The organism is Polaribacter porphyrae, assembly GCF_002954685.1.
GTDB lineage: Bacteria > Bacteroidota > Bacteroidia > Flavobacteriales > Flavobacteriaceae > Polaribacter > Polaribacter porphyrae.
The window spans coordinates 2,535,969-2,552,936 of the sequence record NZ_MSCN01000001.1 but is presented as its reverse complement, the minus strand read 5'-3'; the positions used below and the strand labels follow the sequence as shown (position 1 = coordinate 2,552,936).

Here is a 16,968-nt window from a genome sequence, read left to right as displayed (position 1 = left end):
TTAGAAAAATTACAGAATAACTTTACTTACACACTTTATGGTTTAGTACCAATAAATAACATAAAATACGATTGTTATTTTCTGTTGGGTTTAACTAATTTTGGGACAATTTTTTTTCTGCTATTTGCAAGTAATAATTTACCTATTCTGTGTGGAAACGAAGTCTCTAATTTTAAATACTTATCAGTATAGTTTTTAGTATTTTTAAATTCTTTTTCTCCAATAAAATTTAGAATAGTAATGTAAACTTTACAAAAAGTAACAAACATTTTTTTGAGTTGTTCTACTTTTTGATCATAGATAATTTGCAAATCATCAATATTGCTATTGATACTTGATGAGAATTCACTTCCTTAACATTTATGTGGATTATCATTTTTCCAATAATGAGCAGTTGATGGTTTTATTGTTAATGTAAAATTATCAAGCAATAAATGATTTTGAATTCCTAAAGCATAACAAATTTTACTGAAGAATGACAAGAATTATACTTTTTTATCTCACAAATAAAAGTGAATTTTAAGTAAAACTAAAATTGTTTTCAAAATTTAGAGCTTTTCAAAAATTTGAAAAACAAACTCAAAAACTGAATGATTCGATGTGTAAAAGGGTTCTAAAATACACTAACTCTCTGATAGTCAAACAAAATTGGTCTGATAGTAGCGCATGAGTGGGAGCACTAGTAAATCTTCACATTAGATATAAAATAATGGTAATAAATGTTTATCTTTAAATTGAAATAATTGTTAAAAATAAATTTCTTGGTTTTGAAAATATAATTCCTATATTTGGTAAACCAAATTGGTAAACCAATTTTTATGAGAAATACTTCAATCCTATTCTGCATATTACTAGTACTAATTTCATGTAAAATAAATAATTCAAATGAAATTTTAGTAACTAACAATGAATCGCTACAAAAAGCATTAAAAAATACAGTTGCTGGCGATATTATTGTGTTAAAAAATGGAGTTTGGACAGATGTAGAAATTAAATTTACAGGAGAAGGAACAAAAGAAAATCCAATTTCACTAAAAGCAGAAACTGCTGGGAAAGTATTTATAGAAGGAGTTTCTAGTTTAGAAATGAGTGGAAATTATTTAAACGTTTCTGGTTTATTTTTTAGAAACGGACATTCTCCTAAAAAGAATGTAATCGCTTTTAGAACAAGTGAAAAACAAGTTGCAAATCATTCAAAAGTTACCAATTGTGTAATTTTAGATTTCAATAATTTAGAACGTGATCAAGATAATCTTTGGGTGCAATTATATGGTAAGCACAACGAATTTAGTAATTGTTATTTAGCAGGAAAAACAAATGGAGGACCAACTTTAAGAGTAGATTTAAAAGGGAATCAAAGTATCAGAAATTACCATAAAATCATTAATAATCATTTTGGACCAAGACCAAGAAAAGGTGGCGCAAGAGGTGAAACCATTCAGTTAGGAAGTAGCTTTACATCAATGTCACCAAGTAATACATTAATTGCAAATAATCTATTTGAAGAATGTAATGGAGAAGTTGAAATTATCTCAAGCAAAACCAATTTTAACATTATTAAAAACAACGTTTTTTACAAAAGTGAAGGTTCAGTAGTTACAAGACATGGTAATTATGTATCTATAGATGGTAATTATTTTATTGGTGATGGTAAAAACGAAAATTATGGAGGAATCAGAATTATAAATACGGGCCATTGGGTTACAAATAACCTGTTTTACAAAATAAAAGGTAAGAATTTTAGAAGCCCGATTGCAATTATGAACGGAATTCCAAAATCGCCATTAAATAGATACAACCAAGTTACAGATGTAGTTGTGGCTTACAATACGTTTGTAGATTCAGACTCACCTTTTCAATTTGGAGTAGGACAAAATTTAGCACAAAAAGACGTATTACCAAAGTCAGAAATTCGTTCAGCAAGAGCCTTAAGAACAGAAGTTGTAAATAATGTAATTTATAATTCTAAAGGTGATGAAAACCCAATTATTGAACATGATAAAGCAGATGGAGTAACATTTAATAGCAATATAATTGATAATAATGGAGTTGATTTTAAAGAAAAAGATTGGTTAATTTCAAAAGATTTAACTTTAACTGATATTTGTTCTGATATTTCAGTACCTGTTTCAGGTTTTAGTGATGTAGCACCTTATAATGGTTTCGATTTTGAGAATATTACTGAAGATTTATTAGGAAATTCAAGAGGAAAATCGAATCAAATTGGTGCATTAGCAACATCACAAAATATCAAGCTAAACGTATTAGACAAATCTAAATATGGTGCAGATTGGTATTCTAATGTGTTTGAAGCTAAAGAACCAAAAACTATTTCTGTTGGTATAAATGATAATTTACAGGCAAAAATAGATGAAGCTGAAAATGGAGATATTATAGATTTAGGATTTGGTTTATTTGAAATTAATAAGCCATTAGTTATTAAAAAGTCTATTACTATTACAAGCTCTGGAGATGGAAAAGCTCATATAATTTATAATGGAGAAAAAGAAACTCCACTTTTCTCATTACAGCCTTATGGAAAGTTAAAAATTGAAAAAGTAATTTTAAAAGGAAACAATACAAACTATCTTTTTGCAACATTAAAAAAGAACATGTCAAATCATTTTGGCTTAAAAGTTAATTATTGTGAAATCAGTAATTTTAATTATGTATTAAGAGTTTACAAACAAGCATTTTCAGAAGAAATTATTTTTAAAGGTTCTTCAATTACAAATTGTGAAAATGGTTTAGAATTATCAGAAGAAACCAATGACAGAGGAGATTACAACACAGAATATTTAACTATAGATGGTTGTATATTTACTAACGTAAAACAAAATGTGATTGATTATTACAGAGGTGGTTATGATGAATCTACAATAGGGGGAAATTTATTAGTAACCAATTCAACGTTTACAAATTCTGGTGCATCAGAAAAAAATAAAAGACTTTTTAATCATAATGGAATTCACAATGTAAACATCAACAATAATATCTTTAAAAATAACAAAGTCAAATTTGTATCAATTCTTTGGGGTGCAAAAAATAATATCGAATCTAACAACACATTAATAAATTCTGGAATATTAAAAACCGAGGAAAACCTGAAGCAAACCTTAATGTACTAATTAAAAAAACTGCTAATGATAATAAATAAATTTTTATTTTTTACAATCTTTTTTTCTGCAATATGTGTTGGACAAAATAAAGAAAAAAACACAATAAAAGCCAGATTGATTATTACTTCTGATATGGGTGAAAATAAAAAACCTGTAGATAACTTAAAAGAAATTAAAGTAAAAGAAGAAGATAAAGTGTTTTTTTATGTGAAGTGGTTTAATCTAAATAAAAATAAATATGTTACATCTATTGATATTTTAGATATGGATGACAACTATTTAGTACAGAGTAGTAAATATAAATTTAAACCTAAAAAAAGAACACATAATACGTGGAATTCAAGAAAATTTAGAGAAGTAATAATACCAGAAGGGAAAATTAAAATCAGAATTATTTTAGATGAAGAAGTAATATCAGATAAAGTTGTTAATGTTAAATATATTAGAAACTAACTTATAAGATTCTAAGAAAAAACGAGATATTTATTATGCCAAAAAAATTAATAACATTTGGTGAGGTAATGATGCGTTTATCGCCTCCTGGATATGAAAAATTTTCACAAGCTTCTTCTTTCGAATTGGTTTATGGAGGAGGAGAGGCAAATGCAGCAATATCTTGTGCGTATTTGGGCATGAAAGCTGCTCACGTTACTAGGTTTCCAGACAACGCATTAGGTAAAGCTGCAACCCAATTTTTACGTAAACATTGGTTGAGTACAGAGCATGTTATTTATGGCGATCAAATGATGGGAAAATACTTTCTAGAAAAAGGAGCTGTGCATAGATCTAGTGAAGTAATTTACGAAAGAGAAGGATCTGCTTTTTCACAGATTAAACCTTCTATGATTAATTGGGAAGAGGTGTTAAGAGACGCAGATTGGTTTCATTGGACAGGTATTACACCTGCAATTTCAGAAGGTGCTGCACAATGTTGCTTAGAAGCTATAAAAACTGCAAATAAATTAGGCATTACTGTTTCTGGAGACATTAACTCAAGAAGCAATATGTGGAAATATGGAAGACCAATGCAAGAAGTAATTCCAAGTTTAACAGAATATTCTGATGTTGTAATTACCAGTAGTAGAGGAATTCGTGAAATGTTTGGCATTGGGAATGATGAGGATAGTTTTAAATCTTTATCAAAACAATTAATTGCTGCAAATCCTCACATTAAGAAAGTAGTTAAAAAAACGAGAAGAACTTTAAGTGCCTCTCATCATCAAATTCAGGGTAAAATTTGGAATGGTAAAAAATACATAAAAACTGATATGTTAAATATCACGCATATTATAGATAGAGTTGGTACAGGTGATGCTTTTGCTGCAGGTTTAATTTACGGGTTGTTACATTTTGATGATGAAAAAGCGATTGATTTTGCTGCTTCAGCTTGTGCTTTAAAGCATACTGTTCCTGGAGATGTAAATACTGTATCATTAGAAAATGTAATCAGTTTAATGCAAGGAAACACTAGTGGTGCTATTGTAAGGTAATTTAATTCAAAAGAAACAAAAATTACACTTTTTAATATTAGAAAATATGATTTTAAAAACCAAAAAACCAAATATTTATCTTGCTATTTTCTTAAGTTTATTTTTTGTGATAAGTAGTTGCAAAACAAAAACTAGTGATAAAAATAAAGATTCAAAAACTGTAAAATATCCAAGTGATGTACTACCTTTTATGGATAAATGGAAAATTCTTTTGGGTGATGGAACACGTACAGAGAATTTAATAAACTTTAAAAAAGATAATTTCTTTTATGTAGAAAATGATGGAAAAACAAATTGGGTTGTCTATAAAACACCAAATTCTGGAATCACATCAAGAACATCTAGTAATACAAGAACAGAATTAGGAGAAAAGAAGCACTGGATTCCTGAAGAAGGTGGAAGATTAACAGGAACCTTAAAAGTGATGCACGTTTCTACAACAGGTCATGCAAATGCTGCGTCATCATTTTCTGTTGTAATTGGTCAAATTCATAGTGATGAAGGTCATGAAAATGAACCCTTAAAAATTTATTATAAGAAGTTTCCAAATCATAAAAAAGGTTCTGTTTTCTGGAATTATGAAATCAATACAGAAGGAGATAATATTGGCAGGTTTGATTATTCTACTGCAGTTTGGGGTCATGATTTTTCAGTAGTAGGTTCTAGTCCAACAGGTTTTCCAGAAGAGCCCAAAGACGGAATTGAACTAGGAGTAGAGTTCACTTACGAAGTAAATGTTTACAAAGGAATAATGTATTTAACTTTTACAAGTAAAAATCATAAAACAATAAAATTCACCAAGAGTTTGATACAATCTGAATTTACAAAAAGAGCAGATGTTCCAAATCAAGTTAAAAAAGTATATGCCAATAGAGAAAAAGGAGGTGGTGTAGAGCGTAAAATAGCTTATGCAGGTGAATTAAACTACTTTAAACAAGGAGCTTACAACCAAGCCAATGCTAAAAGTACCAAATCAGAAGTTTATGGTGGAAATATTGCAAAACAATATGCAAATGGAAGTTATGCAGAAGTATGGTTTAAAAAAGCTACAGTAGGCAAAAGTATAGCTCCTAATTAGCTTTATTATCCAAATACCTATACTGAAACATAAATTCTTTTTCAAAACAAGAAGTTAATGGTTCAACAAAATTCATTTTCCAAAATAATTATAATTTCTAATTAAATTAAATATTTAAAAATTGTTTTTACAAATAAATTTTGATAATTCAATTTAATTTGTAAATTTGGTAAACCAATTTGGTTGACCAATTAATTTTTAAAACAATCTTTATGAAAAAAACATTACTTTTTATTACTTTATTAATAACATTTGTAGGCTATTCACAAATGTTTGATAACATTCCAACAGCTTCTGGTATTTACATAAACAAATTAATCGCAAGCCCTTCAGGATCAGATTTAACAAATGAATATATAGAAATTAGAGGAACTGCTAATGCAGTAATTCCTTCTGATTTATACTTTATTACTATTGAGGGTGATGGAAATAGCTCTAGTAGAGGTAAAGTTAGCGAAGCTATACTTTTAGGAGATGGGACAAGAACGTTTGGAGCTAACGGAATTTTAGCAATTATCACCAATTACACAGATACTGATGACAATTCTTTTACTGCAAGTCCATATAAGAGTGTTATTTCTTCTGACGCTACTGTTATCGAAATAGCATTGACAGGAACAGATGTAACTAGTTCTAGTTCTTCTGCTGTGGCTACAAAAACTCCAGATATTGGTTATGATGGTAATCTTATTGATGCAACTGCAACCTATATGTTGGTTACTGCAAGTTCAAATCCCAAAGGAGTTAGAATAGATGGTACTAGTGATTCTTCTGATGCAGATGGAAATATAAATGCATCTGGAGATCATACATCTTGGATGCTCTATGATTCTGTTGGTTATGGAGATGATGATGATGTAGATGCTAATGAAAATGGTGAGTTTTTATATGCACAAATAGTTTACGTACAAGATCACGCTTCATTTTCTGCAAAACACAAAATTACCACTAGTGCAACCATAGTAGATTATGCAACTACATCTGATGCAAACTATATTTTAAGACAAGGTAACAAGACAGGTTATACTATGAATGATTGGGTTATTTCTGCAAATGGTAGTAATTCTAGCGTGCCAAATTGGGTGTTCAGTACATCTAGTGCAAAAGTGTATCCAGATGAATTTTTAGGTTGGGAAGGTATTAAAGATGTTTACGGTCAATTAAATCCGGAAGCAGCAGCGCTATCTGTAGATAATGTTTTCGCATCTAAAGTAGGTATCTATCCAAACCCAGCAACACTGCAAGTAAATATTTCTTCAACATTAGAAATTAATACTATCAATGTTTACAATTTAATTGGTAAAAGAGTATTAAGTACATCAGCATTAAAAAATAATATTTTAGACGTATCTAATCTATCATCTGGTGTTTACTTAATGAAATTAACAAGTGGAACATTAACAGCTTCTAAAAAATTAATAATTAAATAAGAATTCAGACAGAATTTAAATAAGAACTCATAATTTTATGGGTTCTTATTTTTTTAAATTGTTCTAATGATAAAAATTCAAATACTTTTACTGGTATTATTAATCATAATTTCTTGTAATCAAAAAAAAGAAATTACCAATATTAATGATAATAATCAACATCCAAAATTAATACTTACAGCTAGAGGTGTTCAAGATATTAGATCAAAATTAGGAACTATTCCCATTTTTGATAACTCACTACAAAAAGTAAAAGAAGAAGTAGATGCAGAAATTGATTTAGGAATAGATATTCCAATACCAAAAGATTATTCTGGGGGTTATACACATTCAAGGCACAAACAAAATTGGTTCATTTTACAAAAAGCAGGCGTTTTATATCAGATTTTAGATGATGAAAAATATGCCAAGTATGTTAAAAATATGTTGATGAAATATGAGGAAATGTATAAAACATTACCTCTTCACCCAAAAACGAGATCTTATGCAAGAGGTAAATTATTCTGGCAATGTTTAAATGATTCCAATTGGTTAGTATATGTAAGTCAAGCTTATGATTGCATTTATAACTACTTAACAGAAGAAGAGCGAAACAAATTAGAAACCAATTTATTTAGACCATTTGCAGATCATATTTCTATAGATAGTCCTCAATTTTATCAAAGGGTGCATAACCATAGTACATGGGGTAATGCAGCTGTAGGTATGATTGGTTTGGTTATGGATGATGAAGACTTAATAAAACGTGCTCTCTATGGAATTGAAGGGAAAGAAATGGATAAAACTGCAAAAGATGATGATGGTGGCTTTATCAATAAAGATGGTAAAGCTGGTTTTTTAGCAAATATTGAAGAGCCTTTTTCACCTGATGGATATTACAATGAAGGGCCATATTATCAAAGATATGCAATGTACCCTTTCTTAATTTTTGGCGAAGCACTTCATAATGTAAAACCAGAATTAAAAATATTTGAATACAAAGATGGGGTACTTCTAAAATCTATTAATGCACTCTTAAATTTATCAGATGCAGATGGCGATTTTTTTCCATTAAATGATGGTCAAAAAGGAATGTCTTATTACACAGGCTCTTTAGTTACTGCAGTAGATATTTCTTATAAATATGGAAATGCAGATTCTGGTTTATTAAGTATTGCAAAAAAACAAAACAGAGTATTATTAGATGATTCTGGTTTAGCAGTAGCATTAGGTATTAAAGAAGGTAAAACACAACCTTTCCAAAAGAAATCTATAAACCTTTCTGATGGACCAAATGGAAAACAAGGAGGAGTAGGTATTTTAAGAAATGAAGATATTGAATTGGTTTTTAAATATGCATCACAAGGTTCAAGCCATGGACATTATGATAAATTATCTTTTTCATTATATGAAAATGGTGAAGAGCTAATACAAGATTATGGTTTGGCTCGTTTTGTAAATATCGAACAAAAAGGTGGTGGAAATTACCTAAAAGAAAACAAAACTTGGGCAAAACAAACCATAGCTCATAATACTGTTACTCAAAATGAAACTTCTCATTACCAAGGTAAATATGAAATAGGTAGTCAAAATCATCCTGACTTGCATTATTTTTCTTCAGAGGATGAAAATGTGCAAGTAGTAAGTTCTAAAGTAGCCAACACTTATAAAGGAACTGATTTACTCAGAACTATGGCTCTTATAAAAGATAAAGATTTTGAAAAGCCTTTTGTGTTAGATATTATGAGGGTTGAATCAAACACATTCAATCAATATGATTTTCCATTTTACTTTTTTGGACAAGTATTAGATACGAATTTTGAATATAAAACTTCTGAAATTCTCAAACCTTTAGGAAAAAAGAATGGTTATCAACATTTATTTATAGAGGCTTCAGGAAAAGCTATAGCTGGTAATAGTAAGTTTTCTTGGTTTAACAATAATAAATTTTACACATTAACATCTTTGACGAATAAAATTGATGATTTAATTTTTACAAGAATTGGTGCAAATGATCCAGAGTTTAATTTACGAAGAGATCCAGCATTAATTTTAAGAAGAAAAGATAGCAAGAACACAACCTTCATATCTGCACTAGAATCTCATGGAAGTTATAGCCCAGTTACTGAATCAGCTTTTAACTCTAAAAGTAGTATAAGAGAGTTAAAAGTAGAATTAGATTCACAAGAATATACAGCGATTTCAATTACTAGCATAAAAGGAAATACGACCTTATTTATAACTTCAAATAAAAAGGCTTCAAAAGAAGCAAAACATACAATAACAATTAATGGTAAGCACTATTCTTGGACAGGAGCTTACTATTATAAATAATTAAAAAAATATGAAACGAGTTAGCGAAAAGTACATTATTGCAAAAGATATAGAATGGGAAGTTCTTGGTGGAGGAGTATCAAGAAAGTTTTTAGGATATGATAATCAAATTATGATGGTAAGCGTTAAGTTTGATAAAGGTGCATTAGGCTCACCACATCAACACTTTCACACCCAAGCAACTTATGTTGTTTCTGGTAAGTTTGAGTTTGAAATTGACGGAGTTAAGCAAATTGTAGAAGCAGGAGATGGTGTATATATTGAGCCTAATTTATTGCACAGCGCAATTTGTTTAGAAGAAGGTCAATTAATTGACACATTTAGTCCAGTAAGAGAAGATTTCTTAACAGGAAACGGACCATCTTATTTTGGAGATAAAAAATAGTTATCTAACCTAAAACTCAATCTATTTATTAAATTATCATATCAGAGCATTATTTTTAAATTTTCATCATTTTATTAACTTTTTTTTAAGAATTATTTGTTTAAATAAAAAAAAGATTTATATTTGGTAAACCAATCTGGTAAACCAATATTTAATCAATCAAAAAAATAAAATATTATATGCAAATAATTTGAATTAATTTAACAAAAAAAGGATAGGTGCACGCCTATCCTTTTGAAAATACTTCGTCTGAAGGAAGTATAAATTAACACATAATATTAATTAAGCATTAAGTAAATCAAAAATACAAAATTCTATTTTTAATTAGCATTCAATTTTTGATTTTGTTTAAAATTATGTGGAATAAAATCGCATTACACATGCGTATCAATTACATTTTTTAAACATAAAATACAATTATGAAATTAAAATTAACATTTTTATTAATCTTTTTAGGAGCCATAACAATTTATGGGCAAAACTCTTACACTATAACTGGCGTTGTTATTTCTAAAGAAGATAACTCACCTTTACCTGGAGTTTCAGTAAGAATTTTGAAGGCGAGTAATGGAACACAAACCGATTTTGATGGTGACTTTTCTATTAAAGTAAAAAAAGGAGATGTATTAGAATTCTCTTATCTGGGTTACGCTTCTCAATCAATAACAATAGCAGATCAAAAAACATTAAAAATAATAATGGTAGAAGATGCTAGCGTTTTAGATGAGGTTATTGTTACTGGTTATGGAACACAAAAGAAATCACACTTAACAGGTTCAATATCTAAAGTAAAAAATGAAAAGTTAGATCAAATTGGTGTAGCAAGAGTTGATGACGCTTTGGTAGGGCAAGTTTCTGGTGTTAACATTCAAGCTACAGAAGGTGAAGCTGGTTCTGCCCCCACAATTAGAATTAGAGGTACTGGTTCTTTAATAGGAAATGCTGGTCCTCTTATTGTTGTAGATGGTGTTCCAGTAGATGAAGATTTTTTAGGTTCTTTAGATATGAATAATATAGAATCTTTTGAAATTCTTAAAGATGCAGCTTCAAGTGCAATATTTGGTTCAAGAGGTGGTAATGGTGTAATTATTATCACTACTAAAAGTGGTAAAGAAGGTGATATGAAAATTAGTTATAATATGTTAACTGGTTACAAATCCGCTCACCAAAGTGATGCTTACTATACTTCTGTTGCAGATGCTGTAGCTTTAGAGCAAGCAGCTACAGGTACACTTTCAGATAGAACTAGAGTAAAGCAATTAATTGGAGTTGATAATAATTGGCAAGACGTTATATTTGATGGTGGAATTTTTACAGACCACTCGTTATCATTAAGTGGAGGTACAGAAAAAACGAAATATGCAGCTTCATTTGGCTATTTAAACGATGAAGGTGTACTATTATCTGATAATTTTGAAAGAAGTACAGTAAATCTTAAAATAGATTATAAAGTAAATAAGAAACTAACTCTTGGTTTTTCTGCAAATCCATCTTTTACAACTCAAAAAAGATTTGATGGTTCAACACACGATATTTTAAGACAACCTTCTTGGTTACCAGTTTATCTTGATGAAAACACGATTAATTTTGTAAATAGATTTAGAGATGGAGGTAGATATGCTAATGCTCAAATTGGGGATTATGCAATACAAAGAATGTTTGATGATTTTGATTTAACAACTGGTATGCCAAGTACTGGAAGTGGTACAGATATTAGTAATACTTCAAATACAAACCCAGCTGCTAAAATATTAGAGAGAGATAGAGTAGTTCAAAGAAATAAGTTTTTAGGAAGCGTATATGGTAAATATAAAATTATAAGTGGCTTAACATTTAGAACTAAAGGATCTATGAATTACCAATATAGAAGAGAAACTAGATATCAGGGTGTACTTTCAAATAGAAATGGTGCTAGTGCTTCTAGATTAGATAGTACTGTAATCAAAACAACAAGATGGGTATTAGATAATACTCTTACTTATAAAAAAGAAATTGGTAAGCATGAAATTAATGCAGTTTTAGGTACTTCTTTAGAATCAAGAACTAGAAATTATGAAACTATTCAAGGTTCAGTTTTTCAAGATGATATTAATCCAACTATTGACAAAGCAGCATCTATCACGAATCAAAATGAATATAATTGGAAAAGAACCTTATTATCTTTCTTTGGTAGAGTAAACTATGCGTATGAAGATAAATATTTAGGCTCTTTTAGTTTTAGAAGAGATGGTAGTTCTGTTTTTGGTCCAAATGTAAAATATGGTAATTTTGCTGCAGCTTCAGTAGGTTGGAATGTTGCTAAAGAAGATTTCTTAAGAGATAGCGATATTGTAAATACTTTAAAGTTTAGAGTAAGTTATGGTGTTACAGGTAATAATGATTTTAGAACCGGAAATGAACTAGTTGATAATTATCCTTATTTAGCAATTTTAGATAATACTACTACTTCTGGTGTTAGTAATGGTGGAACAGCTTTAGTTGTTAACCCTCTTAATATACCTAATCCTGATCTCTCTTGGGAAAGACAAATAGAATTTAACCCTGGTCTTGATTTTGCTTTATTCAACAACTTTTTAACTGGTTCAATCGACTACTACAAAAGAACAAGTGATCAATTATTACTAAATAATCCTGTTTCTGGTACAACTGGTTTCAGTAATGCATTAGTTAATTTAGGTGAAGTTCAAAATAGTGGTATTGAAGTAGAATTGAGAACTAGAAATATTTCTAAAGAAAATTTTAGATGGTCTACCACGATTATAGCATCAAAAAATAAAAATGAATTAACTAATTATGGAGATTCAGATGGATTAATTCAAAGTGTAGATTCTAAAAGAGCTGCAGAATGGATTAACCTTGTAGGTAACCCAATATCATCATTTTATGGATGGGTTGTAGATAAAGAAATACCATTAGAATATATTAATGACCCATATCATCCAATAGGTGCATCTGCTCAAGATGTTTATGTTAGAGATTTAAATGGTGATGGTTTAATAGATGATGATGATAAAACTATACTTGGTAGTCCTTACCCAGATTTAGTATGGAGTTTTGCAAATGATTTTAGAATTGGAAATTTTGATGTTAGTTTTATGTTTCAAGGTAGCCATGGTGCAGAAGTTAGAAATATGGGAGATCAATATATTTTTAATCACTTTAATAGTGCTCAAGATTTTAATACTAGTACAACTCCAGATCAGCAATTTATTAGACAAAAGATATTTACTGATAGCATTATACAGGATGCATCATACATCGCTTTAAGAAATCTTAATATAGGTTATAATTTCTCTGATAATTTACTTTCTAAACTAAAATTTTCTAGAGCAAGGGTTTATGTTTCTGCCCAAAACTTGTTGTATATAACTGCTGATGGTTATACAGGTTTTAACCCAGAATCTATCAACAATACAAGTGCCACAACTTATGGTTATCAAAGAGCTGGTTCACCTGTATTTAGTACAATGTCATTAGGTTTAAATCTTTCATTTTAATATAAAAAAAATATGAAACAAATAAAAACAATACTTCTAATTCTAGTCATTACTGTTTTTTACAGTTCATGTGAAGACTCATTCTTATCTCCAGAATTAGAAACAGGTATAAACGCTGATAATTATTTTAAGAATGATGCAGAAATTGAAGCAGGTGTCTTAAATATTTATGATGGTATACAAGGTGTAAATCAATTACAAATTACTAACAATAACTTTAATCATGGAGTACAAGTAGAGTTTTACTTAACAGAGATGAGAAGTGATAATACTGAAACTAAATCTAATGAAGGTGAGGCTGCACAATTCGAATTCTTTAATGTAGAAGCTACTAATGGTTTAGTTGATGATTATTACAGAAGCTATTACAATGTTATTTTTAGAGCGAATTTAGTATTAGAAAATTTAGGTACAGCATCTGCAACAAAAAGTCCAGTTTTTGAAGGTGAGGCAAAATTTTTAAGAGCATACTCCTATTTTAATTTAGTAAGACTATTTGGAGATGTCCCTTTAGTAGATAAACTTATTTCTCCACTAGATAAGCAAACAGCTTTTACAAGAGTAGCCTCTACTCAAATTTATGATTTAATTGTATCAGACTTGCAAACTGCTATTTCTAATTTAGATGACAATGGTCCTAATGATAGAGGTAGTAAAGCAGCAGCTGAAGGAATTTTAGCAAAAGTGTATTTAACATTAGGTAGATATTCAGAAGCACAAACTTTATTAGAATCAATTATGAACCCATCTAGAGGTTTTGCTTTAGAAAGTAACTTTAAAGATGTTTTTTATAATGAAGGTAATGACGAGGTGTTATTTGCTATTGGATTTTTACCAGACTCAAGGTTAAATAGTCAAAGTTTTTCTGCTGAATGGTTAAATGCAGTTGGTAGAACAAGTGGTGTAAACTATGCTTCTTTAGATGCCAAAACTGTTTTAGATGCCAATGGTGGTAATAGAACACAATATTCTTATAGAGAAGATCAAGCTCAAGCAGGCAAATATCAGGTTGTAAAATATTTACCAGATGGTGATACTAATTTAGGAATAGCTCCAACTTCAGCAGATCCAAGATCAGCAGGTAATGATTGGGTAGTTTTAAGATATGCAGACATTTTATTAATGCATGTAGAAGCAATTATGGCTGGTGGTGCTTCAACTACTAGTACTAATGCTATAAGTTCATTTCAAAAAGTAAGAGATAGAGCAGGATTAACCACTGCTGTTACAAGTATTTCAGAAGATGAATTGTTACTCGAAAGAAGAGTCGAATTAGCTTTCGAAAACCATAGATTTTTTGATTTATTACGTTTTGGAAAAGCACAAGATGTATTTTCAGCATATTCTGCTGCAAATGGTTTAGGATATTCGTCAACAGATTTATTATTACCAATTCCGCAAAGAGAAATAAATATTGGTAATGGTCAATTGTCACAAAATCCTGGTTATTAAATTAATAATATTAAAAAGTAAAAACATGAAAATAAAAAATTCTAAATTCGGTTTAATAGCTTTGTTTGTTATTTTTCTGTCCTTGGTATATTCTTGTGAAGAAAATAATTTACCTGAAATAGGTTCAGTTGAAGATTTAACACCTCCAGAAGCAAATTTCTCTGCAACTGCAAATAAAGGAGATTGGCAAACGATTGAGTTTTCTAATCAATCTGTAAGCGCAACTACTTTTGCATGGGAATTTGGAGATGGAAATTCTTCAACAGATAAAGAACCATTTAACAAATATGCAGCCGAAGGCACATACAATGTAACACTAACTGCATCAGATAATAATGGTGTAACAAGTAAATTTACATCTTCGGTAGATGTTGTAAAGCCAGCTGTAGTTGTAATTCCTGATCCAAAATTAATAAATGCAGATTTTGTAAAAACTGCAAAATCTTCAGGTTCAGATTGTGCTTGTTCAGGCTGGATAAATAAGAGCTTGGGAGATCAAGGAGAATCTAGTTCAGGTAATGGTTCTGATGTTGTAAAGTTTGATAATAATGAACCAGATCATATTTATCAAGAGTTTGAAGTTACACCAAATGCAGATTACACAATTACTATTATTACTCAATTTAAGCCTTCAGCAGGTGGTACTTATGCAAGTCAATTAAACATGAGGATTCTTGCAGGTTCTGGATATACTAGTGGTTACACTCCAGTATACTACACTGCTACAGATGCATTTCCTCAAGATGGATATGGTTACGCATCAATAGCTCAAGTAGAAGACGCTACAAATAATCTTTTGAATGAAACTTTAAATAATCCTGGCGATGATAGTTACCTATCAAATACTTACACTTTCAATGCTGGTAATAATACAAGCGTTGCATTTTTTATGAGAGGTGTTGGTGGAGATAGCAGTGTTGGTAATTTTGGTTACACTAGTGGTGATGAAGAAATAAGATTAGATTCAGTTACTATAACAGCTAACTAAATTATAGAATTTTTGAAGAATATATATCAATGTTGTGAGTTTTTTACACTACTTATGTTTTCATTAGATTTAAGTTGTCAATCTAATAATGATATAGATTCTTCAAATAAAAACAGAAAACATAAACCTTAATATTCAAGAACTGAATTAAGAAATCAAATGATTTCTGAAAGTAATTATGAATGGCATATATTTAAAAATAGGTATTTTAGAAAATTATTTTAAAGCTGTAAATTATTTCCTAACAATAGATTTGTAGGCAAAATCTAAAGTGGAATATTATAAAATAGAGGTTACCAATAAGTATCATAAATAAAATAGTTTTTATATATTTATAGTATTGATTTGGTTAACCAATAAAAAGATAAAAATTTAAAGTATGAAATTAGAAGTACTTACTAAAAACGATAACAGAAAAATTGAAAATACTATTATAGATGGTATAAGAAATTTAATCAATTATAAAAATTTAGAACCAGGAGACAAATTGCCTTCAGAAAGAATGTTATCTGAAAAATTTAATGTAAGTAGAAGTATTGTTAGAGAAGCTATACAAAAATTAGAGTTTTATGGACTATTAAAATCTAGACCACAAAGTGGAACTTTTGTAGCAATTGGCAATACTGCTTTTAACGGAATGGTTGAAGATATTTTAAGATTAGATGAACCTAGTTTTAAAGCTCTTGTAGAAACTAGAATTTTATTGGAACTAAAAACTGCAAGATTAGCGGCCTTAAGAAGAACTGATGAAGATTTAACACAAATAAAAAGTGCTTTAGAAGCTTATAAAGAAAAAGTTATTAATAGTGAAGATGCTGTACAAGAAGATTTGTTGTTTCATCTAGCTATAGCAAAAGCAAGTGGTAACAGTTCAATGAATACATTTATGTTAATTATTACTCCAGAAATTATTACAAATTTTGAAAAATATCATGTTTGTGATAAAGGTTTAGCACAAGAAGGTATTAAAGAGCATGAAGATATTTATCAAGCAATTTTAAAACAGAACCCTAAAGAGGCTAAAGAAAAAATGAAAGTACATTTTAAAACATTATATCAATATTGTTACAATATTTAAAGTGATAAAAGAGAGAGTGCACGCTTTCTATTATCATTAAAAAAAATAATATCTGAAGGAAGGAATAAATTAATATCATATTTAATTAAGTAACGGTTTTTTAAATAATCCACACTACTTTTTTAACTAAATCTTTAC

12 protein-coding genes are annotated in these 16,968 nt (G+C 29.3%); all 12 read left to right on the top strand.

What is annotated here, in order from left to right; all coding sequences use genetic code 11:
• Window positions 1-192 (top strand): hypothetical protein (locus tag BTO18_RS17870; protein ID WP_211295601.1); only part of this gene is annotated, 192 nt, incomplete at its 5' end.
• A gap of 626 nt (window positions 193-818) precedes the next feature.
• Window positions 819-3,128 (top strand): chondroitinase-B domain-containing protein, encoded by a 2,310-nt coding sequence (locus tag BTO18_RS11360; RefSeq protein WP_105017563.1) that lies wholly within the window; start codon window positions 819-821, stop codon window positions 3,126-3,128.
• A gap of 15 nt (window positions 3,129-3,143) precedes the next feature.
• Window positions 3,144-3,572 (top strand): hypothetical protein, encoded by a 429-nt coding sequence (locus BTO18_RS11355; RefSeq protein ID WP_105016333.1) that lies wholly within the window; start codon window positions 3,144-3,146, stop codon window positions 3,570-3,572.
• Between the two features lie 35 nt (window positions 3,573-3,607).
• A complete protein-coding gene (locus BTO18_RS11350; RefSeq protein WP_105016332.1) occupies window positions 3,608-4,609 on the top strand; it encodes a sugar kinase in 1,002 nt (333 codons plus the stop codon).
• Between the two features lie 46 nt (window positions 4,610-4,655).
• A complete protein-coding gene (locus BTO18_RS11345) occupies window positions 4,656-5,687 on the top strand; it encodes a polysaccharide lyase family 7 protein (RefSeq protein ID WP_105016331.1) in 1,032 nt (343 codons plus the stop codon).
• Window positions 5,688-5,899: 212 nt separating this feature from the next.
• On the top strand, window positions 5,900-7,117 hold the full coding sequence (locus BTO18_RS11340) for a T9SS type A sorting domain-containing protein (RefSeq protein WP_146106920.1): 1,218 nt from the start codon (window positions 5,900-5,902) through the stop codon (window positions 7,115-7,117).
• A 66-nt stretch (window positions 7,118-7,183) separates the two neighbouring features.
• A complete protein-coding gene (locus tag BTO18_RS11335; protein WP_105016329.1) occupies window positions 7,184-9,430 on the top strand; it encodes an alginate lyase family protein in 2,247 nt (748 codons plus the stop codon).
• A gap of 10 nt (window positions 9,431-9,440) precedes the next feature.
• Window positions 9,441-9,815: a cupin domain-containing protein gene (locus BTO18_RS11330; protein WP_105016328.1), complete on the top strand. Its 375-nt coding sequence runs from the start codon at window positions 9,441-9,443 to the stop codon at window positions 9,813-9,815.
• 419 nt (window positions 9,816-10,234) lie between these two features.
• A complete protein-coding gene (locus tag BTO18_RS11325; RefSeq protein ID WP_105016327.1) occupies window positions 10,235-13,312 on the top strand; it encodes a SusC/RagA family TonB-linked outer membrane protein in 3,078 nt (1,025 codons plus the stop codon).
• Between the two features lie 12 nt (window positions 13,313-13,324).
• Window positions 13,325-14,764 (top strand): RagB/SusD family nutrient uptake outer membrane protein, encoded by a 1,440-nt coding sequence (locus BTO18_RS11320; RefSeq protein WP_105016326.1) that lies wholly within the window; start codon window positions 13,325-13,327, stop codon window positions 14,762-14,764.
• Between the two features lie 25 nt (window positions 14,765-14,789).
• Entirely contained in the window at window positions 14,790-15,752 is a 963-nt protein-coding gene (locus BTO18_RS11315) for a PKD domain-containing protein (protein WP_105016325.1), read from the top strand.
• 379 nt (window positions 15,753-16,131) lie between these two features.
• Window positions 16,132-16,830, top strand: coding sequence for a FadR/GntR family transcriptional regulator (locus BTO18_RS11310; protein ID WP_105016324.1), 699 nt, complete (start codon window positions 16,132-16,134; stop codon window positions 16,828-16,830).
• Window positions 16,831-16,968: the final 138 nt, after the last annotated feature.